We start from the raw sequence: 25021 nt of genomic DNA on the forward strand, positions 1-25021 counted from the left end.
GCTCACCGATGCTCCATCACCAGCACCGCCCAAGAGTTCTCCAGCGCCTCGTAGTGATGCGCCACGTCGCCAGGAAAGGCCAGATAGTCACCCGGGCCGATCTCGACCTCCTCGCCGGCCGGGCCCGCCTTGATCCGCCCGGCCGCGACCACGATGTGCTCGATGCTGCCCGGGATGTGCGCGGCTGCCTCCCGCGACTTGCCCGGCTCGAGCTCCATCACGTAGATGTCGCGCCGGGTGTGCGGCGACCCGGCCGCCAGCAGCGTGGCCACGAAGTCGGCCTCGTCGGCCTGCAGCCGCGGCCCCTCGCCGGCCCGGATCACCCGCACCTGCGTCGGCGGCGGCTCGACCAGCCGGCTGAACGGCACGCCCAGCGCCACCCCGAGCGACCAGAGCGTCTCGATGCTGGGGTTGCCGGTGCCGGCCTCGAGCTGGGAGAGCGTCGACTTGGCCAGCCCGGCGCGGCGGGCGAGCTCGGCCAGCGAGATGCCGACCCGCTCCCGTTCGCGGCGCAGGGCCGCGGCGATGGTGGCGAGCGGGGGCGCTGCGCCGCCACCGACGCCTGGTCCTTCGGACGGCGCGGAGAACCCGGGCGAAGGTGGATGCTGCATGTTCGCTCCGTCGGTCATGTCGTTCGATTTGACGAACGCTAGCGGATGCGTTCAGTATTTCAAACCATGCGTACGGTACAGCGAACGGCCGCCGACCGCCTCCTGCTGAGGGACGCGGCGACAATCGCCGCGGCGATGGTTGCGGTGGGCGCGTCGTTCGGCGCCATTGCGATCGCGTACGGCCTGCCGGCGTGGGTGCCCTTCCTCATGTCCACGGTCGTCTTCGCCGGTGGCTCGCAGTTCCTCGCGGTGGGCCTGCTGGCCGCCGGCAACCCGTTGGCCGCCGTCTTCGCCGGCCTGCTGCTGAACGCCCGCCACCTGCCCTTCGGCCTGGCCGTCGGCGACGCGCTGGGCCCGCGCCTGCGAGACCGCGTGATCGGCAGCCACGTCCTGACCGACGAGGTGGCGGCCTTCACCCTGGCCGAGCCCGATCCCGTACGCCGCAGGCGCGTCTACCTGATCATCGGCGCCACGTTGTTCACCTCTTGGAACATCGGCACCGCCCTCGGCGTCCTGCTGGGCGGCGCAACCGGCAACCCCGACGCGCTCGGCCTGGACGCGGCCTTCCCCGCCGCCCTGCTGGCCCTGATCATGCCGTCCCTGAAGGACCGCACGACCCGCGTTGTCGCCCTCACCGGCGCCGCCGTGGCGGTTCTGCTCACCCCGGTCCTCCCAGCAGGCCTCCCGGTGCTGTGCGCGCTGGTCGGCCTGCTCACCCTGGTCCGTCCACGCCGCCGCCCCGTCGCCCCGCCCACCACGGCCACCCCGTCCGGCGTGGCCACCCAGCCTGGCGCGGCTACCTCGCCCGCCCTTCCGGACAAATCCGATTTATCCACGGCGGGGGATAAATCGGGGCAGGAATTCTCATGCTGATCGCGGCGATCGTCGCCCTCGGAGTCGGCACATACGCCATGCGGCTCGGCGGGGTGCTGCTGCGTGGCCGACTCAAGCTCTCGCCCACCCTCGAGCGCCTGCTCCCGATGGCCGCCGCCGCGCTGCTCGCAGCCCTGGCCGGGACGGCAGCCCTGATGGCCGGCACCGATTTCGCCGGAGTTGCCCGCCCCGCCGGCGTGCTGGTCGGCGGCATCCTCGCCTGGCGCAAGGCGCCCTTCGTCGTGGTGGTGCTGGCCGCCGCCGCGACGGCCGCCCTCCTCCGCCTCGCCGGCGTGCCCTAGACGGCAGCGTGCCCTAGACGGCAGCGTGCCCTAGACGACGGCGTGCCTCAGACGACGGCGTGTGTCAGACCTTGTCGCCGAGTTCGACCTGGGGCTTCGGGACGCGCATGCGGCGGAACGTGAGGCCGCGCATCACGCCGTACAGCTGGAGCGAGCCGATGCGCTGGCCCGTCTTGGGGAAGCGCTCCTTGACCAACCGCTTGATCTTGCGGGCGATCAGGACGCTGTCGACGATCACCGCGATGGCGAGCAGCGCCCACAGCAGGTTGCTGGCGAGCTGGATGACGCCGACCCGGACGGTCGAGCCGATCAGCACGATCAGCGCCCCGCCGAAGAACCATGTGCCGACCGTGCGCCGGGAGTCGATGATGTCGCGGACCAGCTTGCGCTCGGCGCCGCGGTCGCGGGCGAGCAGGTAGCGCTCGTCGCCGGCGCGCATGCCCTCGGTGGCCTCGCTGCGCTCCTGGCGCTGCCGCTCGCGCATCTGCTTCATGGCCTCGCGGCGGTTGGCCGGCGCCTCGGCGTTGACCTTGCGGGCGGTGCTCTGCCGCTTCGGCGTGGCCTGGCCGAGCTCGCGCTTGCTGGGGGTGTAGCCCTTGGGGCGGGCAGCCGCGTCGGTCACCTCCTCCTCGGTCTCGGGAGTGGCGACGTCGGCTGACTTGCGGCGAAAAAGCGAGGGCACGCTAGGAGAGTAGCCAAACGGCGCGGTGTGGTTCACACCGCGCCGCTCATAACGACAAATTTCAGAGGCGCTCGGCGTGCGCGCCCAGGGCCGCGAGCTTGTTCTCGAAGTCCTCGTAGCCGCGGTTGATCAGGTCGACGCCGTAGACGCGCGAGGTGCCCTCGGCGGCCAGGGCCGCGATCAGGTGGGCGAAACCGGCCCGCAGGTCGGGGATGACCAGGTCGGCGGCGTGCAGCTTGGACGGCCCGGCGATGACCGCCGAGTGCTTGAAGTTGCGCCGGCCGAAGCGGCATGGGGTGCCGCCGAGGCAGTCCCGGTAGACCTGGATCGTCGCGCCCATCTGGTTGAGCGCGTCGGTGTAGCCGAGCCGCTGCTCGTACACGGTCTCGTGCATGATCGAAAGACCGCGGGCCTGGGTCAGCGCGACCACCAGCGGCTGCTGCCAGTCGGTCATGAAGCCGGGGTGCACGTCGGTCTCGAGGGCCACCGGCTGCAGGTCGCCGCCCGGGTGCCAGAACTTGATGCCGCCCTCGACGCCGGTGACGCCCGCGCGGGAGACCCGGTCGTCGGTGATCTGGAACTCGCCGCCGATCGAGCGGAACACGTTCAGGAAGGTCATCATGTCGGCCTGCCGGGCGCCGAGCACCTCGATCTCGCCCTTGGTGGCGAGCGCGGCGGCGGCCCAGCTGGCGGCCTCGATCCGGTCCGGGATCGGCTTGTGCGCGTACCCGTGCAGCCGGGGCACGCCCTGGATCTCGATGACCCGGTCGGTGTGCACCGTGATGATGCCGCCCATTTTCTGCAGCACGCAGATCAGGTCCATGATCTCCGGCTCGATGGCGGCGTTGCGCAGCTCGGTGACGCCCTCGGCGCGTACGGCGGTCAGCAGCACCTGCTCGGTGGCGCCGACGCTGGGGTAGGGCAGCTCGAGCTTGGCGCCCTTGAGGCCGTTGGGCGCGCTCAGGTGCATGCCCTCGGGGGCCTTGTCGACGACCGCGCCGAACTCGCGCAGCGCCTGGATGTGGAAGTCGATCGGGCGCGGGCCGATGTGGCAGCCACCGAGGTCCGGGATGAACGCGCGGCCGAGGCGGTGCAGCAGCGGGCCGCACAGCAGGATCGGGATGCGGCTCGAGCCGGCGTGCACGTTGATCTCGTCGGTGCTGGCGGACTCGACGTTCGTCGGGTCCATGACGATCTCGCCGTCGTCCGCGCCGTCGGAGACCTTGACGCCGTGCAGCTCGAGCAGGCCGCGGACGACCTCGACGTCGCGGATGCGCGGCACGTCGAACAAGGTGCTCGGTGTCTCGCCCAGCAGGGCGGCGACCATCGCCTTGGAGACGAGGTTCTTGGCGCCACGGACCCGGATCTGACCCTGCAGCGGCGCACCGCCGTGCACGACCAGGACATCGTCGGTCAACGTAACCTCCAGCCGGCGGGCGGATAGGGGCCGCCCGAAGTGATCAACGGGCGGGGGACCCGTTTCTGCAACCGGGGAAGCATAGCGTTGAGTGACAACTTGGGAAGTCGGCAGATCGCCCAAGGTGCCTGTAAATGCTGATGATTAAGACAACATAAAGGCGCCGTCACTCGGACAGCGCCTTCATGGTTACTTTCGGTTACGGCAGAGCGAGCATCTGGTCGAGCGCCACGCGGGCGTGGTGGGCGGTGTCCTCGTCGACTGTGATCTGGTTGGGCACGCGGCCGGCGACCAGTTCCTCGAGCGCCCACACCAGGTGGGGCAGGTCGATCCGGTTCATCGTCGAGCAGTAGCAGACCGTCCGGTCGAGGAACATGATCTGCTTGTCCGGGTGGGCGAGCGCCATCCGGCGTACGAGATTGAGCTCCGTCCCCACCGCCCACGCCGAACCTGCCGGCGCCGCGTCCAGGGCCTTGATGATGTATTCGGTCGAGCCGACGTGGTCGGCGGCCCGCACCACCTCGTGCCGGCACTCCGGGTGGACCAGCACGTTCACGCCCGGCACCCGCTCGCGCACCTCGCGCACGCTGTCGAGGGTGAATCGGCCGTGCACCGAGCAGTGCCCCCGCCACAGGATCATCCGGGCGTTGCGCAGCTGCTCGTCGGTCAGCCCGCCGCCCGGCTTGTGCGGGTCATAAAGCACACAATCATCAAGATCAAAACCCATTTCGAGTACGGCGGTGTTCCGCCCCAAGTGCTGGTCGGGCAGGAAGAACACCTTCGAACCCTGCTCGAAAGACCAGGTCAGGGCCCGCTTCGCGTTCGACGAGGTGCAGACGACGCCTTTGTTGCGGCCGACGAAGCCCTTGATGTCGGCGGACGAGTTCATGTAGGTCACCGGGACGACGTCGCCGGCGATGCCCAGGTCCTCGAAGCGCTCCCACGCGGCCTCGACCTGCCCGAGCACGGCCATGTCGGCCATCGAGCAGCCGGCCGCCAGGTCGGGCAGCACGACCTTCTGCGCGGGCGTGGTCAGGATGTCGGCGCTCTCGGCCATGAAGTGCACGCCGCAGAAGACGATGAACTCCGCGTCGGGCCGGGCCGCGGCCTGCTGGGCCAGCTTGAACGAGTCGCCGGTGACGTCGGCGAACTGGATGACCTCGTCGCGCTGGTAGTGGTGACCGAGCACGAAGACGCGGTCGCCGAGCGCGGCCTTGGCGGCGGTGGCGCGGGCGACCAGATCGGGGTCGCTCGGCGCGGGGAGATCGCCGGGGCAGTCGACGCCGCGCTCGGAGGCGGGATCGCTGCCACGGCCCAGCAGAAGCAAGGCGGTCGCGGTGTTGGCGGGTTCGCTCCAGGTAGAGGTCACATTGGTCATCGTCGCACAGCGGGCGACGCCCATCTTGTGCGCGAACAGTGGCCTGCCACACTCATTTGCGTGCGCGTACTGATCTGTCCGGACAAGTTCGCCGGCACCCTCTCCGCCCCCGCTGTCGCCGCGGCCGTCGCGTCGGGGTGGTCGAAACCTGATGATCTGGTGCTGCGGCCGCTGTCGGACGGTGGGCCCGGCTTCGTCGAGGTCCTCGCCGACGCGCTGAGCGGCACGCTGCTGCCGGCCGAGACCGTCGATCCCCTCGGCCGCCCCGCGCGCGGTTCGATCCTGCTGGCCGGCAACACGGCCTACATCGAGAGCGCCCAGGCCTGCGGGCTGCACCTTCTGACCGAGGAAGAGCGCAATCCCAACACCACCACCTCGTACGGCCTGGGCCTGCTGATGATGGCGGCGGTCGAGGCCGGGGCGGCGGAGCTGGTGATCGGGCTGGGCGGCTCGGCGGTGAACGACGGCGGGGCGGGCATGCTGGCCGCGCTCGGCGCCGCGCCCGTCGACATCGCGGGCTACGCCGTTCCGTACGGCGGGGCCGCGCTGAGCTCGGCGGTCGCGCTCGGCGGCGCTCCCCGGCTGCGCGACGTGCGCCTGGTCGCCGCGACCGACGTCGACAACCCGCTGACCGGCCTGCACGGCGCCAGCAAGATCTACGGCCCGCAGAAGGGCGCCACCGAGGAGGACGTGTTCCGGCTGGACGCCGCGCTCGAGCAGTTCGCCGGCGTCCTCGAGCAGGCGTTCGGCCTGACGGACCTGGAGGTGGCGCCGGGCGGCGGCGCGGCCGGCGGGATCGGGGCGGCGCTGATCGCCCTCGGCGGCCGGGTGACCTCGGGCATCGGCCTGGTCAGCACCCTGATCGGCCTGGAGAAGGAGCTGGACGCCGCCGACCTGGTGATCACGGGGGAGGGGTCGTTCGACCACCAGTCGCTGCGCGGCAAGGTGGTGGCCGGCATCGCCAACGGCGCCCGCGACCGTGGCCTGCCCTGCGTCGTGGTCTGCGGGCGGAACGAGACCGGCTACCGCGAGGCGGCGTCCGCGGGCGTCACCGAGACCCTCTCGCTGACCGACCATTTCGGGTCGGAAAAAGTCGCCCTGGCCGAGCCCGCCCGTGGCCTGCGGGAACTCGCCGAGCGCCTGTCGACCCAATGGGGTAGGTGAGAGGAAAGCCACCCGGATTGGGAATCAGGGAAAACAGGGCTAGCGTTAGCTAGTACTGCATAAGACTTCACCGTTGCAGGGAGATACGCAGTGACCACTGAAGCGCACACCCCGTCGACCGAGGCCGCCGCGCCGACCGGCGTCATTCTTACCGACGTCGCCGCGGTGAAGGTCAAGGCCCTGATCGAGCAGGAAGGGCGCGACGACCTGCGCCTGCGTATCGCCGTGCAGCCCGGCGGCTGCTCCGGCCTGCGCTACCAGCTCTTCTTCGACGAGCGCTCGCTCGACGGAGATGTCGTGAACGACTTCGGCGGTGTCGAGGTCGTCGTCGACCGGATGAGCGCTCCGTACCTCGCCGGCGCCACGATCGACTTCGCGGACCGCATCGACGCCCAGGGCTTCACCATCGACAACCCGAACGCGCAGAACTCCTGCGCCTGCGGCGACTCGTTCCACTGATCGTCGAATACCCCCGATACATCTGCGCAGGCCGTCCCGTTAACGGGGCGGCCTGCGTCGCGTAACGTGCCGGTAGGCTGCGTGAGCAAGCCCCCTGTTTCCCCAGACCCTCGAGGGCCGACATGAAGATCGCCGTTACCGGCTCGATCGCGACCGACCACCTGATGCACTTCCCGGGCCGGTTCGCCGACCAGCTCATCGCCGACCAGCTGCACAAGGTCTCGCTCTCGTTCCTCGTCGACGACCTGGTGGTCCGGCGCGGCGGCGTGGCCAGCAACATCGCGTACGGCATGGGCAAGCTCGGCCTGCACCCGATCCTGGTGGGCGCGGTCGGCGCCGACTTCGCCGACTACCGGTCGTGGCTCGAGCGGCACGGGGTGGACTGCGACTCGGTGCACGTCAGCGAGGTCGCGCACACGGCACGCTTCGTCTGCACCACCGACGACGATCTCAACCAGATCGCCTCGTTCTACGCGGGCGCGATGTCCGAGGCCCGCAACATCGAGCTCGGCCCGGTCGACGCCCGCGCCGGCGGCCTCGACCTGGTGCTGATCAGCGCCAACGACCCGGCCGCGATGATCCGCCACTCGCAGGAGTGCCGCAGCCGCGGCTTCAAGTTCGCGGCCGACCCGTCGCAGCAGCTCGCCCGCATGGAGGGCAGCGACGTGCTGACCCTGATCAGCGGCGCGGAGTACCTGCTGACCAACGAGTACGAGCGCTCGCTGCTGGAGACCAAGGCCGGCCTCACCAGCGACCAGGTCCTCGAGCAGGTCAAGATCCGGGTGACCACGCTCGGGAAGGACGGCGTGGAGATCACCGGCCGCGAGATCGACCGCATCCACGTGCCGGTCGCCCGCGACGTGATCCCCGAGGACCCGACCGGCGTCGGCGACGGCTTCCGGGCCGGCTTCTTCGCGGCCGTCTCGTGGGGGCTGGGCCTCGAGCGGGCCGCCCAGGTGGGCTCGCTGGTGGCGGCGCTGGTCCTCGAGTCGGTCGGCCCGCAGGAGTACGACATCCGCACCGACGACTTCGCGAAGCGGTTCGCCATCTCGTACGGCGACGAGGCCGCGGCCGAGATCAAGTCGTACTTGAGCTGACCCGCGGCGGAAAACCCCAGTAGAAAGACCAAAGGATGGTTCTGGCCGTCTTCGCCGGGCTGCCCGGCGTCGGGAAGAGCACGCTTGCCGCGCGGGTGGCCGCTGAGCTGCCCGCGGCGGTGCTCGCCGTCGACACGGTGGATTTCACGTTGCAGCGGTACGAGGTCTCCGAGCCGCGGCCGGGCTACGCCGCGTACGGGATCGTCGCCGCGCTGGCCGAGGTGCAGCTCGCCATCGGCCACCACGTGATCATCGATGCGGTCAACCCGGTGAAGGCGGCCCGCCAGCTGTGGGTCGACCTAGCGGAGCGCCTCGGCGTGCCGCTGCGTGTGGTCGAGGTGGTGTGCGGCGACGACGCCGAGCACCGGCGGCGGGTCGAGGCCCGCTACGCCACCCGCGACCACGACGGGATTCCCGACTGGGTGCGGGTCCTGGAGCGGCAGAAGGAGTACGAGCCGTATCTTGGCCCGCGCCTGGTGGTGGACACGTTCCTGGCCGAGGACCCGGTGGCCCCGGTCGTCGAGTACCTCAGCTGAGCCTGCGCACCTCGTAGGCGTCCGGCTCGGGCGAGCCGAGATACTCCTGCTCCTTCATCCGGCACCAGGCCGGGATGTCGTTGGCGGCCGCGGGGTCGTCCGCGAGCACCCTGACGACCTCCCCGATTCCGACATTTCGGATTTGTTTGGCGAGGGCGATCACCGGGAGCGGGCATTTCTGCCCGAGGCAGTCGAGCGTGATCACATGCCGGCCTCTCGTCTGATCTTCTCCACGATGCCGGGCAGGACGGTCAGGAAGCGGTCGACCTCCTCGGCCGTCGTGCCGTGGTGCAGGGAGATCCGGACGTTGCCGTGGCTGAGCACGCCCATCGCCTCCAGCACGTGGCTCGGCCGCAGCGTCGACGCGGTGCAGCTCGACCCCGAGGACACCGCGAAGCCCTCCCGGTCCAGCGCGTGCAGCAGCGCCTCGCCGTCGACATAGAGACAGGAGAAGGTCACCAGGTGCGGCAGGCGGTCCTCCGGATCGCCGACCACTTCGACATCCGGCACGGTCGCGGCGACCCGCTCGCGGATGCGGTCGACCAGCGCGCTCAGCCGCACGGCCTCGGCCTGGGCCTGGGCCAGCACCGCCCGCAGGCTCGCCGCGGCGGCCACGACGGCCGGCAGGTCGAGGGCGCCGGTCGCGCCGGGGCGATATAGATCATCCTGTGGATACGGTGAGATCCACCGCACACCCTTGCGCACCACCAGCACGCCCACTCCCGGCGGGCCGCCCCACTTGTGCGCGCTCGCGCTGAGCATCGACCAGCCCGGCGGCACCGGCGCGCGCCCGATCGACTGGGCCGCGTCGACGTAGAGCGGGACCCCGGCCTCGGCGCAGTACTCGGCCGCCGCGGCGACCGGCTGCACCGTTCCCACCTCGTGACTCGCGCTGATCAGCGAGGCCAGTGCGACGCCCGGGGCGCTGACCGCCTCGTCCCAGGTGGCCAGGTCGAGCCGCCCGAGCCGGTCCACACCCACCTCAATGCTCTGACCTTTGTGGGCGGCATGCAGGACCGCCGAGTGCTCGATCGACGAATGGACGAGCGTCTCGCCCTGGCGGCGGCGCCCGAGGAGTCCACCGAGCACGGCCGCCTGCGCCGCCTGCGTGCCCGAGGACCAGAAGGACACCTCGTCCGGACGTACGGTCAATGCATCGGCAAACGCGGCTCGCGCCGCGTCACTCAGCTGCTGGGCCCGCCGGCTCGCGGAATAGAGGCGCGATGGGTCGGCCCAGCCGTCGGCCAGAGCTGCGACCAGCGCCTCGGCCGCCACCGGATGAAGTGGAACGGCGGTGGCCGCGTCCATGTAGGCCGCCGCTCCGGCGGGAACGCCCATGTATTCCACCCTGCGAACGGTATCGTCCGGATGTTGGCCGGTTTCCGGAGGCGTTGAAGATCCGACCCCCGGAACCGGACGGTAGGGCCTGGTCGAGTAGTGTGCGACCGTCGGTGACGCCTTGCCGCCCGTGTCCGTTTTCGGGCTGGGCGACGCTGCTAAGGGAGGCAGAAGCAGGTGGGCGCAAAGAGTTCGGCCACACGGTCGCGAGCGCTGGTCCGGGCAGCCGGGCTCGCTCTCAGCGGCGCGGGGCTGCTGATGGTGCTCTCGGGTTGTTCGCTCCAGGACTTCGGGAGTGCGTTCGGCAACTTCGGCTGGCCCAGCAACGGCATCAGCCTGCAGGCGCACAAGATGTACGACTTGTGGATCGGCTCGGTCATCGCGGCGCTGGTCGTCGGCATCTTCGTGTGGGGCCTGATCTTCTGGTGCATCATCCGGTACCGCAAGCGCGGCGACGAGCTGCCCGTGCAGACCCGGTTCAACATGCCGATGGAGGTCCTCTACACGGTCACGCCGATCCTCGTGGTGGCGGTGCTGTTCTACTACACCGCGATCGTGCAGACCGACGTGGACAAGCTGTCGAAGAACCCCGACCAGGTCGTCGAGGTCGTGGCGTTCAAGTGGCAGTGGCAGTTCAACTACCGCGACGGCATCGGTGAGGACGCCAACACGGTCGCCTCGACCGTCGGCTCGGCCGACGTGATCCCGCTGCTGGTCCTCCCCACCGGAGAGAAGATCCGCTTCGAGGAGACCTCGAAGGACGTCATCCACTCGTTCTGGGTGCCGGAGCTGCTGTTCAAGCGCGACGTCTTCCCGGGCAACGTGCGCAACAAGTTCGAGGTCACGCTCGACCGGGAGGGCCGCTACGTCGGCCGGTGCGCCGAGCTCTGCGGCACGTACCACGCCTTCATGCAGTTCGAGCTCGTGGTGGTCTCGCCCGCGAAGTTCGACCAGTACCTCGCCGCCCGCAAGAACGGCGCCACCACCCAGGAGGGCATGGCGGCGATCGGCTTCACCGGCCAGCAGTCGTACGCCGTGACCACCGAGCCGCTGAACACGCGCCGCCAGGCGAACAGCTGGAACCAGCACGACGCCGTGGCAGCCGGAAAGTAGGGGACGCGCCGTGAAGACCGAATACAAAATCTTCGCCGGTGTCGCCGGCTTCCTGTTCGCGGCGGCCGCGCTCTACGGCTTCTGGACCCACGGGGAGAGCGGCGAGGTCGAGTGGATCGGCCTGGTCGCGCTGATCCTCTCCGGACTGCTCTGCACGATGTGCGGCACGTTCTTCTGGTTCGTGTCGCGGCGCATCGACCTGCGCCCGGAGGACCGCGAGGACGGCGAGATCGCCGAGGGCGCGGGCGAGATCGGCTTCTTCAGCCCGGGCAGCTACTGGCCGTTCGGCATCGCCCTCGCGGCCTCGGTCGCCGGCCTGGGCCTGGTGTTCTGGATGTGGTGGCTGATCGCCGCCGGCCTGATCATGGTGATCTTCGGAGCAAGCTCCATGATCTTCGAGTACTACACCGGCACGAGGCACACCGCCGAGCACTGAGCTGGCTGGCTGAGCTGGCTGGCGTCGCCTCCGGCGCCGCGGGCGCGATCGCCTTTTAGGCCAATGACGAGAGGCCCGGTTTCCCGACGCCGCAAACCCCGCGGCGTCGGGAAACCGGGCCTCTCGTCATTGGCGGCGATCGCGCGGGCAGTTACCTGGTGCTGTGCACCCCAAATGACGGGGTGACGGCAGCCCAGTCCCCTGTGGCCGGCTCTAGGCGGCGCGGCGTTGCTGGGGCGCGACGTGTTTGCGCGGGCTCTGCGGAGTCCACCAGAGGTGGACGACGATCGGGGCGACCACCTCGGCGGCGCCGCAGCGGGTGCAGACCAGCTCGGGGCAGTCGTCGTGGCCGTCGGCGCACGGTGGCGCCTCGAACATCATGTCGCCGTCGCAGATGACGCAGCGCAGCTCTCGTTCGGACACGGGTGGCTCCTTGGGGTCGGAATTACCCGAATTCCATTCAGACGCTGCCACGGAAATCCGGCATCACGGCGCATTACGGCGGCGTGTCCGGGTTCTTTTCGTTATTCGGCAGCTTTGGCGGCCTGCGCGGACGCCACCCAGCGGTCCAGGAGCGCCGTGGCGGCCCCGGAGTCGATCGTGTCCTGGGCCCGGGCTATTCCGGCCCGCAGCGTGTCTCTGAAGTCGCCGGGGAAGCCACCGTGCGCGGCGAGGGCGGCCGCCACGTTGACCACCACGGCGTCGCGCACCGGGCCGGGCTCGCCGGAGAAGACCCGGCGGGCCACGTCGGCGTTGAACGCCGCGTCGTCGCCGCGCAGGTCGGCCGGCTTGCTGCGAGGGAGGCCGAGATCCTCGGCGTCCACCAGGAGCTCCTCGACGGCGCCGTCGCGGGCCATCCAGACCCGGGTCGGGGCGGCCGTGGTGAACTCGTCCAGCCCGTCCTCGCCGCGCACCACGAGCGCCGAGTCGCCGCGCCGGGCGAACACGGCCGCCATCACCGGCGCCATCCGCGGGTCGAAGCAGCCCACCATGGCGGCGGTCGGCCGGGCCGGGTTGGTCAGCGGGCCCAGCACGTTGAAGAACGTGGGCACGCCCAGCTCGCGCCGGGTGACCGCGGCGTGCCGCATGCCGGGGTGGTAGCGGGCCGCGAAGCAGAAGCCGATCCCCGCCTCGGAGACCGTCCGCGCGACGCCACCGGGGCCCAGGTCGAGCGGGATGCCGAAGTGCTCGAGCAGGTCGGCCGTGCCGGTCGTCGAGGAGGCCGAGCGGTTGCCGTGCTTGACCACGATGACCCCGGCGGCGGCCGTGATGATCGCGGCCATCGTCGAGATGTTCACCGTGTTGGCCCGGTCGCCGCCGGCGCCGACGATGTCGACCGCGTCGGTGCGCACCTTTTCCGGCAGCTCGACCAGGGTGGCGCTGGCCAGCATGGCCTCCACCAGGCCGGCCAGCTCGGCCGGCGTCTCGCCCTTGGCGCGCAGCGCCATCGCGAACCCGGCGATCTGGACCGGCGTGGCGTTGCCGCCCATGATCTCGCCCATCGCCCAGGCGGTGTCGGCGGTCTCCAGTTCCTCGCCGCGCAGCAGGGCGCTCGTCAGGTTCGGCCAGGTGCGTGCGCCCATGGCGGGGCCCTCCGGGGGGGATTTGTGAAGGGGAGAAGTCAGCCGAGGTGGCCCATGGTGCCCAGCGGGATCGCGCCGGCGCGGCGGGCGCGCAGCATCGCGGCGATCGTCTGGCCCGTGGTGACCGGGTCGAGCGGGTAGGTCAGGGTCTGGTCGACCTGCGCGTACGCCGCGAGCCAGCGGTCGGCGGCGCGGGCCAGCACCACGCAGACCGGCGGGGGAGTCGCGTACTCGTCCTTGGTCTGGCGGGCGATGCCGATGCCGCCGGCGGGCGCCGCCTCGCCGTCCAGCACCATCAGGTCGATCTCGTACTGGTCGAGCAGGATGCGGCACTCCTCCCACGTGGAGGCGTCCACGAACTCGACCGCGAGGTCGGCGGCGGGGCGCGTGCCGATCGCCAGCCGGATCCGGTCCCGGACCGCGAGGTCGTCGCTGTACAGCAGGACCGTGTAGACGTCCGCCTGTGCGTCGCTCATGAGGGTGCCTCGGTTCACGTCGTAGGTGCCGACTGATCGTACCGAACGTGATTACCCGGCGTCCGGGGGGTTTGTGATCTTGATCGCCGAGGCGGAAGCCGCTGCCGCGCGGGCCTCCTCGGCCTCCTGGCGGTCGAGCGCGCGGTCGATCCGGCGAGCCTCGCGTTCGGACTGCTTGATCCACTGCATCACCAGGATGCCGAGCATCGTGACGCTGACGATCTCGCCGCCGGCCCAGAGGATGCCACCCGCCGTGACCTGGTCGTCCCAGGGGTTCGACCAGGTCAGGTGCAGGTTCGGGTAGTAGTCGCCGGCCAGCAGCGTCTTGCTCTGCATGATCGTCAGGCCGAGCACTGTGTGGAACGGCACGGACAGCACCATCAGCAGCGCGCGGGCCGGGTAGGGCCAGCGGTTGGGCAGCGGGTCGAGCCCGAGCAGCGGCCAGAAGAAAAGGCAGCCGGTGACGATGAAGTGCACGTGGATGAACTCGTGCAGCCACGCGTGCTCGAGGGTCTGCCGGTACAGGCCGGTGAAATAGAGCACGAACGGGTTCGCCACGAAGATGCCGAACGCGACCAGCGGGAACGTCAGGATCCGGACCACCCGGCTGTGCAGCACCGAGAGCAGCGTCTTGCGGCTCGGGCCGTGCAGCGTGCGCAGGGCCAGCGTCACCGGCGCGCCGAGCGCCAGGAAGATCGGTCCGACCATCGACAGGACCATGTGCTGGACCATGTGCACGGAGAGAAGCGTGTCATCGTACGCCTCGACGCCGCTCACCGTGACCGCCGCGATCGAACCGAGTCCACCGACGACGAACGCCACCGTGCGGCCGGCCGGCCAATGGTCGCCGCGGAGTCTGAGCTTGTAGACGCCGTAGCCGTAGAGGGCGGCGGCCACCAGCAGGAACAGCGCGACCACGCTGGCCAGGTGGATCTCGGTGAAGATCGACGCCGCGGTGAACGGCGGAAGGACAGTATCCCCGCCGGCCGCGAGCGGCGTGGGTGTTTCGACTAGCTGCACCACTCGAGGCTAGGCCTAACCGGTCCGTGCACGTTACTCCGGGCCACGACACATGCCGGATTCCGCCCCCCGCGGCACGTTGGACTGATCGCGGGGCAATAATGAGCCCGTGACAGCGGCCCCAGCCATCGACAAGAGCCGGATCCACTCGCTGACCCGACCCAACATGGTCAGCGTCGGGACGATCGTGTGGCTCTCCAGCGAACTCATGTTCTTCGCGGCGTTGTTCGCCATGTACTTCTCCATCCGCGCCGCGGACTACGACATGTGGCGAGAGCACACGCCGGAGCTCAAGCTCCCGTACGCGACCACCTTCACGGTGATCTTGGTGCTCTCCTCGGTCACCTGCCAGCTCGGCGTCTTCGCGGCGGAGAAGGGCGACGTGTACGGGCTGCGGCGCTGGTTCACCATCACCTTCGTGATGGGCCTGGCCTTCGTGCTGGGCCAGGCGAACGAGTATCGGAACCTGGTCCACGAGGGCATCAAGCTCAACGGCGACGGTTACGGCTCGATGTTCTACCTGACGACCGGCTTCCACGGCCTGCACGTCACCGGTGGTCTGATCGCCTTCATCGTCTACATGATCCGTACGACCATGGGCCGGTTCACGCCGGCGCAGGCGACGTCGGCGATCGTCGTGTCGTACTACTGGCACTTCGTGGACATCGTGTGGATCGCGCTGTTCGCCATGATCTATTGGCTTCAGTGACCCGCGTCCGTCCATGAGCTTCAGGTCAAAACCCAGAGGGACACAGCTGATGACTTCAGGATCCCCCGCCGGGCGCCGGCGTTTTAGGGGTGTGCTGGCCCGGCGGCGTGGTGCGCCGAGCCGGGCGCGCCGGCGTATCGGTGCGGCGGTTCGCATGCTCGCCGCGCTCGCGCTCGCCGGCGGCGTGTACACCGCGTTCGCCCCCGGCGCCTTCGCCGAGGACAACGTGCAGCTCTCCGCGACCGCGCAAGAGGGCAAGCAGCTGTACGACAACAGCTGCATCACCTGCCACGGGCGCGACGCGCAGGGCGTGGAGGGCCGGGGTCCGAGCCTGATCGGCGCCGGCTCCGCGGCCGTGGAGTTCCAGGTGGGCACCGGCCGCATGCCGATGACCCGCCAGGAGGCGCAGGCCGAGGAGAAGAAGCCGGCGTTCGACAAGACCCAGACCAAGCAGCTGGGTCAGTACATCCAGGAGCTCGGTGGGGGTCCCGAGCTGCCGGCCGACGGCAAGTTCACCGAGGATCTCAACGAGAACCCGGAGGCGCTCGCGCGCGGCGGTGAGCTGTTCCGCGTCAACTGCACGTCCTGCCACAGCTACGGTGGCGCCGGCGGCGCGCTGTCCTCCGGCAAGTACGCGCCGAGCCTGCACGACGTCAGCCCCGAGCACCTCTACGCGGCGATGCTGACCGGTCCGCAGAACATGCCGGTCTTCGGCGACAATGAACTCACGCCGCAAGAGAAGCGCGAGATCATCACGTACGTCACGGTGCAGCTCCAGCAGGACAAGGACCCGGGCGGCCTGTTCAACCTCGGTCGCTACGGCCCGGTCACCGAGGGTCTCGCGATCTTCGCGGTGGGCATCACGATCCTGGTCTTCACGGCGCTGTGGATTGCGGGGAAGTCATGACGACTGTGCACCACGACGAGCAGGACGCGGTCGACGTCACCGACCCGCGCCTGACCCGGTTCGAGATCATGAAGGAAGGCGCCCGGCGCGACGAGATCGAGATCGTCACGTACGAGTCGCAGTTCCATGGCACCGACTCGAAGGCGGAGAAGCGCGTCGTCCGCAACATCGCGCTGCTGTTCTTCATCGCGGGCATCGCCGGCCTGGCGTTCCTGGGCTTCTACATCTGGTGGCCGTGGGCGTTCGAGCTCGGCGACGCGAAGAGCGACTACTACACGCCGCTGCTCGGCATCACGCTGGGGATCTCGCTCTTCGGGGTGGGCTTCGGCATTCTGGCCTGGGCCAAGAAGCTGCTGCCGCACGAGGTGTCGATCCAGAAGCGGCACGACGGTGGCTCGCCGACGCAGGAACAGATCATCACCGGCCAGACGATGCTCTTCGTGGCCGACGAGCTCGGCCAGGGCGTGCAGCGCCGGCCGCTGCTCAAGGGCGCGATCGCTCTCGGCCTGGCGCCGATCGGGCTGGCCGCCGCGGCGCCGCTGATCGGTGGGCTGATCGAGAACCCGCACAAGGACGACCCGCCGATGATGTTCTCGACGGGCTTCAACTCGGCGTTCAACGACGGCAAGCAGGTGCGGCTGACCCGCGACGACGGCACGCCGATCCGTCCCGAGGACGTCAGCACCGGCGGTCAGATGACGGTCTTCCCCGGCATCCCCGGCGGCGCCACCAACGAGTGGGCCGACTCGCCGACCCTGCTGATCCACCTCCGGCCGGACGACGCCGAGCTCGCCCGGGCGAACGCGGACGCCGACCCCCGCAACAAGGGTTCGATGTGGGGCGACTACGTCGCGTACTCGAAGATCTGCACGCACGCGGGCTGCCCGGCGAGCCTGTACGAGCAGCAGACCAACCGTCTGCTGTGCCCGTGCCACCAGTCGCAGTTCCTCATCACGCGGAACGCGCAGCCGATTTTCGGCCCCGCGACTCGTCGACTGCCCATGCTTCCTCTTACGGTGGACGACGAAGGCTTCTTCATCGCGGCACGTGACTACAAGGACACCGTCGGACCCGATTTCTGGGAGCGGCCATGAAACGCCGGAAAGTCGACCTCGCGCAGGTTCCTGGCAACCTCGCGAAGGGCGCGGACGAGCGCTACCAGGCGGCCACCCCGCTGCGCGCGCTCCTCAACAAGGTCTTCCCTGACCACTGGTCGTTCCTGCTCGGTGAGATCGCGCTCTTCTCGTTCATCATCCTGCTGCTCACCGGCACCTTCCTGACCCTCTTCTTCGATCCCTCGATGAAGGAAGTCACCTACCAGGGCGCCTATCCCGCCCTGCGCGGCGTGGAGATGTCGGCGGCGTACGAGTCGACGCTGCGCCTCTCCTTCGAGGTGCGCGGCGGGCTGTTCCTGCGGCAGATGCACCACTGGGCGGCGCTGCTGTTCGTGGCATCGATCGTCGTGCACATGGCGCGTATCTTCTTCACCGGCGCATTCCGGAAGCCGCGCGAGGCCAACTGGGCGATCGGCATTCTGCTGTTCCTGCTCGGCTTCCTGGCCGGCTTCAGCGGCTACTCGCTTCCGGACGACGGCCTCTCCGGCACGGGCCTGCGCATCGCCTCGGCGATCATGCTGTCCATCCCGGTGGCCGGCACCTGGCTCTCCGCCTCGATCTTCGGCGGCGAGTTCCCGGGCGAGCTGATCATCGGCCGGTTCTACATCCTCCACGTGCTGCTGATCCCGGCCGGCCTGCTCGCGCTGATCAGCATCCACCTGGCCCTGGTGTTCAAGCAGAAGCACACCCAGTGGCCCGGCCCGATGCGGACCAACACCAACGTGGTCGGCGAGCGCATGTTCCCGCGGTACGCGCTCAAGCAGGGCGGCTTCTTCATGGCCGTCTTCGGCACCGTGGCGCTGATGGCGGGCCTGTTCCAGATCAACCCGATCTGGCTGTTCGGGCCGTACAGGGCGTCCGAGGTGTCCTCGGCGTCGCAGCCCGACTGGTACGTCATGTTCATGGACGGCCTGGTCCGTCTCATGCCGAACTGGCAGATCTACATCCCGATCGGCAACGGGTACAGCATCCCGCCGCTGTTCTGGCCCGCGGTGGTCGGCCTCGGCGCGCTCACCACGGTGCCGATGTTCTACCCGCAGATCGAGGCCCGGCGTACCAAGGACAAGTCGATCCACAACCTGCTGCAGCGCCCGCGGGACAACCCCGAGCGCACCGGCATCGGCGCGATGGCCTTCACGTTCTTCCTGGTGGCGACGCTGTCCGGCGGCAACGACGTGATCGCCGACAAGTTCCACATCAGCCTGAACGCGATGACCTGGGCCGGCCGGATCGGCTTGCTGATCCTGCCGCCGCTGGCGTACTTCCTGGCGGTCCGCATCTGCCTGGGCCTCCAGCAGCACGACCGCGAGGTCCTGGCACACGGCGTGGAGACCGGCATCATCCGCCGCCTCCCGAACGGCCAGTTCATCGAGGTGCACCAGCCACTGGGCCCGGTCGACGACCACGGCCACCCGCTCCCGCTGGAGTACGGCGGTTGGGTGGTCCCGAAGAAGATGAACCGCGTGGGCGCCCTGGCTCCCGCCATCAAGGGCTTCTTCTTCCCGGTCGAGAAGCCGGCCGAGGCTCCGGTCTCCCCGGGCATGCCGCCGGTGACCGCCAAGGACGAGCGCGAGGAGATCACCTCGGGCCGCTGAGCCAGAGCAACGAACAAAGGGCCCGCTTCGGCGGGCCCTTTTGCTTTGCCCGATCCAGCCCGCGACCTTGATGAGTTCCGGCGCACAGCGCGCGCCAATTCCCCATCCCGCGCCCGCGCCGTCGCAGGCAGCGCGACCTTGATGAGTTCCGGCGCGGTGCGCGCGGCATTTCCCCATCCCGCGCACCGCGTCGGCCTCGCGGTCAGCGCGGTCGCCGGCCTCGCAGTCCGCGCGGTCCGCGCGCTTGCTGGCGGCGCGACCTTGATGAGTTCGGGCGCGGTGCGCGCGGCATTTCCTCATCCTGTTCGCGGCGCCTGCCCGCGCTTGCCGGCCTGGCGGCTCGCGTGCTTGCCGGGCGCTTGCTGGCGGCGCGACCTTGATGAGTTTGGGCGCGGTGCGCGCGGCATTTCCCCATCCTGTTCTCGGCGCCTGCCCGCGCTTGCCGGCCTGGCGGGCTCGCGTGCTTGCCGGGCGCTTGCTGGCGGCGCGACCTTGATGAGTTCGGGCGCGGTGCGCGCGGCAAATCATCACAGGCGCGGTGGCGCGGTGGCGCGGTGGCGCGGTGGTGGGGTGGCGCGGGGGCGCGGTGGTGGGGTGGCGCGGTTGGGGTCGCGCGGTTGGGGTGGTGGGTGGCGCGGGTTGGGGTGGGGTCGGGACAGGCCGGTGGGTGCGGGCGGAGGGTGAGCGGCGACGGGGCTGGGCGGTGGGGTGGGGGCTTGCGCGAGCTCGTACTGGATGGGGGTTAGTCGGCGTCGGGGAGGCCGATGGCGAAAGCGTCCTCGAGGTCGTGCTTCGAGTAGGCGCGGAAAGCTATGTGGGATTCCGTGTTGAGGACGCCGGGGGTCTTGGAGATCTTGCCGGCGATGACCTCGGCTATGTCGTCGAAGCGGGCCACGCGGACGATGGCGATCAGGTCCACGTTGCCGGCGACCGAGTAGACCTCGCTCACGCCGTCGAGGGCTGCCAGGGCCTCGGCCACCTCGGGGATCGAGTCGGTGGCGCAGTCGATGTGCACGATCGCGGTGTTCACCTGGGGCTCCTCGGCGGTGCGGGCGGAAGGGTCGCGACCATGCTATCGGCGTGCCGTCAGCTACCGCGCGGGATGTGGACGGTGAGGCCGCCGGGGGCTCGGATGGCGTTCTCGAGGAACTCGCCGGGCTCGATGAGGGCGTCCGGCCAGACCACAGCACGGGTCGCGCCGCCCAGGACACGGGCATTCGAGCCGATCACAGCCTCGGAGACCGGCCCGACGATCTCGGCGGTGGGGTCGATCAGGGTCCGGCCGTTCGCGGCGTGCAGATTGGCTCTCAAATAGTCGGCGGGGGTGCCGGTGTCAATGTAGACACCTTCGAAGTTGACCAGCTCCAGTTCGCCGGCGGCCTCGGCGGGGCGCCACGCGGCGCGTACGAGATCGCCGTGATTGTCGGGAAGGTCCTCGACGTAGCGCCAGGGGAGCAGCGAGAAGCCGGCGAATTTGTGGTTGGCGAAGCCGCCGGTCTGACCTGGGGGAAGCGGCTGGGTGAGCATGCGCACCGTGTCGCCGGACCAGCCGTCCAGGATGGCGGCGATGTCCTTGCCGGGGTCGCGGGCCGGGTCGGACAGGTAGCCGTCGGCGTTGCCGATGAGGACGCCGCGGCCGTCGATCCAGGACTTCAGGCGCGCCACGCCGCCGGCGGTGCCCAGCGGGCCGTCGGGCTCGACCGAGAGGTGCGCGCGGTCGCCGACGTGGCGGACGATCCGGTCGGCCAGGTAGGCGGCGTTCACGGCCACATCAAGACCGAGATTTCGTACGCGGGTGAGGGCCCGATCGAGCAGCGGAACGTTGCCGACCGGGCAGAGGGCCTTGGGGAGCAGCTCGGTGAGAGGCCGCAGGCGCTGGCCCTCGCCGGCCGCCAGGATCAGCCCGCAGACCGGCGTCATCGAGCGTCGGGGCCGATTCCGTACCGGCCCAGCACGAGCGCTGTGTTGGCGCTGAGCCGGGGCAGGTCGTCGACCGGGAACCAGGCCGCCTCGAGGACCTCGGCGCCGTCGACCACCAGCGGCGTCGTAGAGGCGGGGACCGATGCGAAGAACACCGTGTCGACCACGCCGACCACGTGGACGATCGCGTTCGGCGAGCCGGCGGTCATGTCGTCGGGTTGGACCCGGACGCCGGTCTCCTCGAAGAGCTCGCGGGCCGCGCCCACGACGGGCTGCTCGCGCTTCTTGAGCAGGCCGGCCGGCAGGCCCCAGCCGCCGCGGTGGGGCTGGCGCAGGAGCAGCAGGCGGCCTTCGCCCTCGGCCGCCTCCGAGTCGTGCAGGATCGTGACGGCGCCGACCAGGTATTTCGGCGCGACGATGCGGGCGAGGATCCGGCGGACGGGCATCGGCATGCGATAGAAGGTGATGTACGCAATGCCGCGCACTCGCTGAGGGAGACTCACGTCCGCAAGGCTAGTCGTGCCGGGCGCGCGGATCAGTCGGGGTGGTCGACAAGCGCGATGAGCTGCTCGACGACCGCGTCGGGCTCGACGTTCCGCTCGCACACGGCGACCAGCATCGTCTCGAGGTCCGGATAGCCCAACTCCTCCGCCAGCCGCCGCAGCGGCACCTCGCTGGCCAGGCCCCGGTCGTGCTTGCGCAGGGTGAGCCCGATCGTCGCCCGGCCGAGCCGCACCTTGTCGGCGATGCTCATGCCGGGCTCGTTCTTGTCGTCGAAGTAGCGGTTGATCTGCAGCTGCGCCTGGCTGGACTTGACGAAGCCGAGCCACTCCTTGCGGGGGCCGCGCGCCCGGGGCTCGGCCTCGACGGGGCCGTCGGTCTCGGAGAAGATCTCGACGACGTCGCCGTCGCGCAGCGGGGAGCTCAGCGGGGCGAGGCGGCCGTTTATCGTGGCGGCGAGGCACTGGTCGCCGGTCTCGGGGCCCAGTTCGTAGGCCAGGTCGACCGGGGTCGATCCGCTGGGCAGCTCGAACGCCTGCCCGTGGGCGAAGATCGTGATCTGGGCCTCGGCGAGGTCGCAGCGCAGCGAGGCGAGGAACTGGGCGGCGTCGGTGGCGTCCTGCTGCCAGTCGAGCACCCGCTTGAGCCAGGAGAGCTGGTCGGCGCCGGACGGGTCGGAGGTCTCGGCGACCTTGGGGTAGCGGTAGCTGGTGGCGACGCCGTACTCGCTGTACCGGTGCATCGACTCGGTGCGGATCAGCACCTCGACCAGGCGCCCGTCGGGGCCGGTCACCGTGGTGTGCAGCGAGCGGTAGAGGTTGTTCTTCGGGGAGGCGATGAAGTCTTTGAAACGGCCGGCCACGGGGCGCCACTGGCCGTGGATCGCGCCGAGCGCGGCGTAACAGTCGGTGGCCGGGCCGTCGACGATCACCGCGATGCGGGGCAGGTCGAACGGGACCGGATGATCGCCGGCGACCGTGTCCTTCCAGATCGAGTAGTAGTGCCGGGGACGGGGCCTGACCTCGGCGGATACTCGCTGCCGGCGCAGCGCGGTGCGGGCCTTGCCGGTCACGTCGGCCAGGTACTCGTTCCAACCGGGGCGGTTGCGCACGTGCTCGTCGATCCGCGCGTACGACTCGGGCTCGAGGTGGTAGAGCACCACGTCGTCGAGGTCGCGCTTGAGGGCCTGGATGCCGAGCCGGTCGCAGAGGGGCACGAGCACGTCGAGGGTCGCGGTGGCGATGCGGGCGCGGCTCGCGGGGGAGCGGGCATCGAGCGTACGCATGTTGTGCAGCCGGTCGGCGAGCTTGATCACCAGGACCCGGACGTCCTTGCCGGCCGCGACGATCATCTTGCGGATGGTCTCGCCCTCGGCGGCCTTGCCGTAGAACGCCTTGTCGAACTTGGTCACGCCGTCGACGAGGTGGGTCACCTCGGGGCCGAAGTCGCTGTGCAGCGCCTCCAGCGTGTATTGCGTATCTTCCACCGTGTCGTGCAGCAGGGCGGCGACCAGGGTGGTCGTGTCCATGCCCAACTCGGCGCAGATCTGGGCGACCGCGAGGGGATGCGTGATGTACGGATCGCCGGACTTGCGCATCTGACCGCGGTGCATGTTTTCCGCGATCGCGTAACTGCGGCGCAGGACGCCGGCGTCGGCCGAGGGGTGGATGCCGCGGTGGGTCTTGGTCAGCTTGACGACGGGGTCGTCGTCGTTGCCGGGAAAGCTCAGGAAGGAGCGGAGCTTCGCGGTGATGGAACTGTCGGCGGGCGCTTGCGTGGGGAGGGCACGTCCAAGGGCGGCGCCGTGGCCGGCGTCGACGTCCACTGGACACCCCCTCACCGCTCGGTCGCCCGGAACCCGTCAGTCCCGCGGCGAGCCGCCTGGCAAATCGCCGTGAAGTCACCCGAACCAACTCCGGGTAATCCACTTGCCTTACAGCCTAAGCGAGCGAGCGTCATCCGAACGGTCAGTTACGGATGAGCGAACGGCCGAGTCTTTGCCCGAAGCTGCGGCTTCTGCCCGGTTGAGCAGGGCACTGAAGCGCGCCGCGCCACGAACCGGTGACACCCAGTCGCCGGAGGTTTCCACCAACCGGGTGTCAGCCCGCTCGAGCCACGCGAGGATCCGCTCGGTCTCCTCGGCGCTCGCGGCCGGCACCGGACCCGGTCCGGGTAGGACCGTCTCGGCGGTCATCCGGACCGCGTCGAGGGTCGGCCGGGGGTGCTCGCGGGGCGGGGAGGTGGCCGCGGCGGCGAGCCGGCCGTGCCGGACCACGATGATCTCCCACCCGCCGATGCCGTCGCGGCGGGCGGCCACCACCTCGCTGAGCCGGGTGAGGGCGGCGAGCCGCTGCATGCGGACCGTGGCCCGGAGCAGCGCGATCATCCGGGAGCGCAGGACCGCGGCCTCCTCGTAGCGCTGGTGCTCGGAGAGGGCCTCGATGCGGCCCATGAGGGCGGCGACCACGATCCCGGGGTCGCCGTGGATGGCCGTGCGGAACGGGAGGGCGGCGGTCGACGCGTACGCCTCCGGGGTGATCTTGTGTTCGCACGGCGCCGGGCATTTGCCCAGCTCGGCCAGGGCGCAGGCGGGCATGGGGGTGCGGATCGAGAGGGTGTGGCCGCACTGGCGCAGCGGGAGGGCGTCGTAGACCCCGGCGGCGGCCAGCTCGGCGGTGCGGCGCGAGGAGAACGGGCCCAGGTAGGCCGCGTCGTCGTCGGCCAGCTTGCGGACCACGGACAGGCGCGGATAGGCCTCCGTCGTGAGCTTGAGCCAGACCACCCGCTCGGGGTACTTGGACCGGCGGTTGTAGGGCGGACTGTGCGCCGCGATCAGCCGCAGCTCGCGGACCTCGGCCTCGAGCGAATGGGCGCACTCCACCGCCTCGACCCGGGTGGCGGCCGCGAGCATCTCGGAGATGCGCGCCCTCTTCTCGCTGGCCGTGAAGTAACTGCGGACCCGGGTGCCGATGTCCTTGGACGTGCCGACGTAGAGCGCGCGGTCGTCGGCGGCCCGGAAGACGTAGACCCCCGGCACATGCGGCAGGCCCTCGGCGAGATGGCGCTGGCGGCGCTGGGTGGGGGTGACCGCCTTGGCGAACTCGATGGCGTCGCCCAGCGTGTGCACCTTGAAGCTGCCCAGCCGCTCGATCAGGCCGTGCAGCACGTCGACGGTGGCCCGGGCGTCGTCGAGCGCGCGGTGGGTGGGCTGGACCGTGGCATGGAAGAAGTGGGCGAGCGTGGCGAGCTTGCGGTTGGGCACCTCGTCGCGGGTCAGCGCCCGGCGGGCCACCGCGGCGGTGTCGAGGACCCGGGGGTTGGGCCACGGATAGCCGTGGCGCGCGCAGGCCGCCTTGAGGAAGCCGACGTCGTACGGCGCGTTGTGGGCGACCAGGACCGAGCCGCGCAGGAACTCGAGCAGGCTCGGCAGCACGGTCTCGATCGCCGGGGCCGGGGCCAGCATGGCGTCGGTGATGCCGGTCAGGACGGTGATGAACGCCGGGATGCGCTCGCCCGGGTTGACCAGGGTCGCGAAGACGCCCAGCTCCTCGCCGCCGCGGACCTTGACGGCGCCGATCTCGGTGACGCCGGCGCCGTCGGCCGCGCCGCCGGTCGTCTCGAGGTCGAGCACCACGAACGTGGTCTCGGCCAGGGAGAGCGCCGCCGGGTCGCTGAGGAGCGTGTCCAGAGTGCCCTGGACGTATGCGGGTTGTGCCACGGCGGGGAGATTAGAGCGGGGGTACGACAAGAACTGACGGCGTGGATAAAAGATCACTTGCTTCGACAAGC

Annotated in this window: 27 protein-coding genes; 12 read left to right on the forward strand and 15 right to left on the reverse strand. The window is 70.1% G+C overall.

From position 1 onward, the window contains the following. Window positions 1-2: 2 nt before the first annotated feature. Window positions 3-611 (reverse strand): helix-turn-helix domain-containing protein, encoded by a 609-nt coding sequence (locus ACQPZX_RS09305; protein WP_433377191.1) that lies wholly within the window; start codon window positions 609-611, stop codon window positions 3-5. 66 nt (window positions 612-677) lie between these two features. On the opposite strand from ACQPZX_RS09305, the gene ACQPZX_RS09310 reads away from it, so the two are divergent. Both ACQPZX_RS09310 and ACQPZX_RS09315 read left to right on the forward strand, forming a co-directional pair. Next, on the forward strand, window positions 678-1484 hold the full coding sequence (locus tag ACQPZX_RS09310; RefSeq protein WP_433377193.1) for an AzlC family ABC transporter permease: 807 nt from the start codon (window positions 678-680) through the stop codon (window positions 1482-1484). Then, complete coding sequence (locus ACQPZX_RS09315; protein WP_433377195.1) at window positions 1478-1786, forward strand: AzlD domain-containing protein; 309 nt, start codon at window positions 1478-1480, stop codon at window positions 1784-1786. Before ACQPZX_RS09310 ends, ACQPZX_RS09315 begins: the two co-directional genes overlap by 7 nt. 64 nt (window positions 1787-1850) lie before the next feature. On the opposite strand, the gene ACQPZX_RS09320 is transcribed toward ACQPZX_RS09315, so the two are convergent. The 3 genes from ACQPZX_RS09320 to nadA all read right to left on the reverse strand — a co-directional run bounded on the left by ACQPZX_RS09320 (window position 1851) and on the right by nadA (window position 5263). After that, a complete protein-coding gene (locus ACQPZX_RS09320) occupies window positions 1851-2468 on the reverse strand; it encodes a DUF3043 domain-containing protein (RefSeq protein WP_433377198.1) in 618 nt (205 codons plus the stop codon). A 61-nt stretch (window positions 2469-2529) separates the two neighbouring features. Further along, window positions 2530-3885: a UDP-N-acetylglucosamine 1-carboxyvinyltransferase gene (gene murA / locus ACQPZX_RS09325; protein ID WP_433377200.1), complete on the reverse strand. Its 1356-nt coding sequence runs from the start codon at window positions 3883-3885 to the stop codon at window positions 2530-2532. 199 nt (window positions 3886-4084) lie between these two features. After that, complete coding sequence (gene nadA / locus ACQPZX_RS09330) at window positions 4085-5263, reverse strand: quinolinate synthase NadA (protein WP_433377203.1); 1179 nt, start codon at window positions 5261-5263, stop codon at window positions 4085-4087. A gap of 60 nt (window positions 5264-5323) precedes the next feature. Between nadA and ACQPZX_RS09335 the strand changes: the two genes are divergently transcribed. From ACQPZX_RS09335 to ACQPZX_RS09350, 4 genes are all read left to right on the forward strand, one after another. Next, entirely contained in the window at window positions 5324-6427 is a 1104-nt protein-coding gene (locus tag ACQPZX_RS09335; RefSeq protein WP_433377206.1) for a glycerate kinase family protein, read from the forward strand. Window positions 6428-6517: 90 nt separating this feature from the next. Continuing rightward, entirely contained in the window at window positions 6518-6886 is a 369-nt protein-coding gene (gene erpA / locus ACQPZX_RS09340; protein ID WP_433377209.1) for an iron-sulfur cluster insertion protein ErpA, read from the forward strand. Between the two features lie 122 nt (window positions 6887-7008). Continuing rightward, complete coding sequence (locus ACQPZX_RS09345) at window positions 7009-7983, forward strand: carbohydrate kinase family protein (RefSeq protein WP_433377212.1); 975 nt, start codon at window positions 7009-7011, stop codon at window positions 7981-7983. 35 nt (window positions 7984-8018) lie between these two features. After that, complete coding sequence (locus ACQPZX_RS09350; RefSeq protein ID WP_433377214.1) at window positions 8019-8519, forward strand: AAA family ATPase; 501 nt, start codon at window positions 8019-8021, stop codon at window positions 8517-8519. Here the strand turns inward: ACQPZX_RS09350 and ACQPZX_RS09355 are convergent. Continuing rightward, the gene (locus ACQPZX_RS09355) at window positions 8512-8724 is read right to left on the reverse strand and encodes a sulfurtransferase TusA family protein (protein ID WP_433377217.1); all 213 of its coding nucleotides are present in this window, start codon (window positions 8722-8724) and stop codon (window positions 8512-8514) included. The genes ACQPZX_RS09350 and ACQPZX_RS09355 overlap by 8 nt on opposite strands. Further along, entirely contained in the window at window positions 8721-9857 is a 1137-nt protein-coding gene (locus ACQPZX_RS09360; protein WP_433377220.1) for a cysteine desulfurase family protein, read from the reverse strand. Before ACQPZX_RS09360 ends, ACQPZX_RS09355 begins: the two co-directional genes overlap by 4 nt. A gap of 258 nt (window positions 9858-10115) precedes the next feature. Between ACQPZX_RS09360 and ctaC the strand changes: the two genes are divergently transcribed. Continuing rightward, window positions 10116-10970 (forward strand): aa3-type cytochrome oxidase subunit II, encoded by an 855-nt coding sequence (gene ctaC / locus ACQPZX_RS09365; RefSeq protein WP_433385122.1) that lies wholly within the window; start codon window positions 10116-10118, stop codon window positions 10968-10970. A 10-nt stretch (window positions 10971-10980) separates the two neighbouring features. Further along, window positions 10981-11406, forward strand: a complete 426-nt coding sequence (locus ACQPZX_RS09370; protein ID WP_433377222.1) for a cytochrome c oxidase subunit 4 — start codon at window positions 10981-10983, stop codon at window positions 11404-11406. Between the two features lie 213 nt (window positions 11407-11619). On the opposite strand, the gene ACQPZX_RS09375 is transcribed toward ACQPZX_RS09370, so the two are convergent. From ACQPZX_RS09375 to ACQPZX_RS09390, 4 genes are all read right to left on the reverse strand, one after another. Then, window positions 11620-11829, reverse strand: coding sequence for a hypothetical protein (locus ACQPZX_RS09375; RefSeq protein ID WP_433377225.1), 210 nt, complete (start codon window positions 11827-11829; stop codon window positions 11620-11622). Between the two features lie 101 nt (window positions 11830-11930). Next, window positions 11931-12989, reverse strand: a complete 1059-nt coding sequence (trpD, locus tag ACQPZX_RS09380) for an anthranilate phosphoribosyltransferase (RefSeq protein WP_433377228.1) — start codon at window positions 12987-12989, stop codon at window positions 11931-11933. Window positions 12990-13027: 38 nt separating this feature from the next. Next, complete coding sequence (locus ACQPZX_RS09385) at window positions 13028-13465, reverse strand: hypothetical protein (RefSeq protein ID WP_433377231.1); 438 nt, start codon at window positions 13463-13465, stop codon at window positions 13028-13030. A gap of 51 nt (window positions 13466-13516) precedes the next feature. Further along, window positions 13517-14488, reverse strand: a complete 972-nt coding sequence (locus tag ACQPZX_RS09390) for a cytochrome c oxidase assembly protein (protein WP_433377234.1) — start codon at window positions 14486-14488, stop codon at window positions 13517-13519. 106 nt (window positions 14489-14594) lie between these two features. Between ACQPZX_RS09390 and ctaE the strand changes: the two genes are divergently transcribed. The 4 genes from ctaE to qcrB are packed head-to-tail and all read left to right on the forward strand — an operon-like array spanning window position 14595 to window position 18811. Beyond that, a complete protein-coding gene (ctaE, locus tag ACQPZX_RS09395; protein WP_433377237.1) occupies window positions 14595-15194 on the forward strand; it encodes an aa3-type cytochrome oxidase subunit III in 600 nt (199 codons plus the stop codon). A gap of 49 nt (window positions 15195-15243) precedes the next feature. Then, window positions 15244-16101 carry a cytochrome bc1 complex diheme cytochrome c subunit gene (qcrC, locus tag ACQPZX_RS09400; protein WP_433377240.1) on the forward strand — a complete coding sequence of 286 codons (858 nt, stop codon included), beginning with the start codon at window positions 15244-15246 and terminating at the stop codon, window positions 16099-16101. Then, entirely contained in the window at window positions 16098-17195 is a 1098-nt protein-coding gene (qcrA, locus tag ACQPZX_RS09405) for a cytochrome bc1 complex Rieske iron-sulfur subunit (RefSeq protein WP_433377243.1), read from the forward strand. Before qcrC ends, qcrA begins: the two co-directional genes overlap by 4 nt. Beyond that, window positions 17192-18811, forward strand: a complete 1620-nt coding sequence (gene qcrB, locus ACQPZX_RS09410; RefSeq protein ID WP_433377246.1) for a cytochrome bc1 complex cytochrome b subunit — start codon at window positions 17192-17194, stop codon at window positions 18809-18811. The genes qcrA and qcrB overlap by 4 nt, the downstream gene beginning before the upstream one ends. A gap of 742 nt (window positions 18812-19553) precedes the next feature. Here the strand turns inward: qcrB and ACQPZX_RS09415 are convergent. The 5 genes from ACQPZX_RS09415 to ACQPZX_RS09435 all read right to left on the reverse strand — a co-directional run bounded on the left by ACQPZX_RS09415 (window position 19554) and on the right by ACQPZX_RS09435 (window position 24950). After that, window positions 19554-19841, reverse strand: a complete 288-nt coding sequence (locus tag ACQPZX_RS09415; protein WP_433377249.1) for an Lrp/AsnC family transcriptional regulator — start codon at window positions 19839-19841, stop codon at window positions 19554-19556. Window positions 19842-19897: 56 nt separating this feature from the next. Continuing rightward, window positions 19898-20731 (reverse strand): nucleotidyltransferase family protein, encoded by an 834-nt coding sequence (locus ACQPZX_RS09420; protein ID WP_433377252.1) that lies wholly within the window; start codon window positions 20729-20731, stop codon window positions 19898-19900. Then, complete coding sequence (locus tag ACQPZX_RS09425; protein WP_433385125.1) at window positions 20728-21183, reverse strand: NUDIX hydrolase; 456 nt, start codon at window positions 21181-21183, stop codon at window positions 20728-20730. Before ACQPZX_RS09425 ends, ACQPZX_RS09420 begins: the two co-directional genes overlap by 4 nt. A gap of 83 nt (window positions 21184-21266) precedes the next feature. Further along, on the reverse strand, window positions 21267-23057 hold the full coding sequence (locus ACQPZX_RS09430) for a RelA/SpoT family protein (RefSeq protein ID WP_433377255.1): 1791 nt from the start codon (window positions 23055-23057) through the stop codon (window positions 21267-21269). A gap of 108 nt (window positions 23058-23165) precedes the next feature. After that, window positions 23166-24950 (reverse strand): DEDD exonuclease domain-containing protein, encoded by a 1785-nt coding sequence (locus ACQPZX_RS09435; RefSeq protein ID WP_433377258.1) that lies wholly within the window; start codon window positions 24948-24950, stop codon window positions 23166-23168. Window positions 24951-25021 lie beyond the last annotated feature (71 nt).

It is taken from the genome of Actinoplanes sp. CA-142083, from assembly GCF_050942195.1.
Taxonomy (GTDB): Bacteria; Actinomycetota; Actinomycetes; order Mycobacteriales; family Micromonosporaceae; genus Actinoplanes.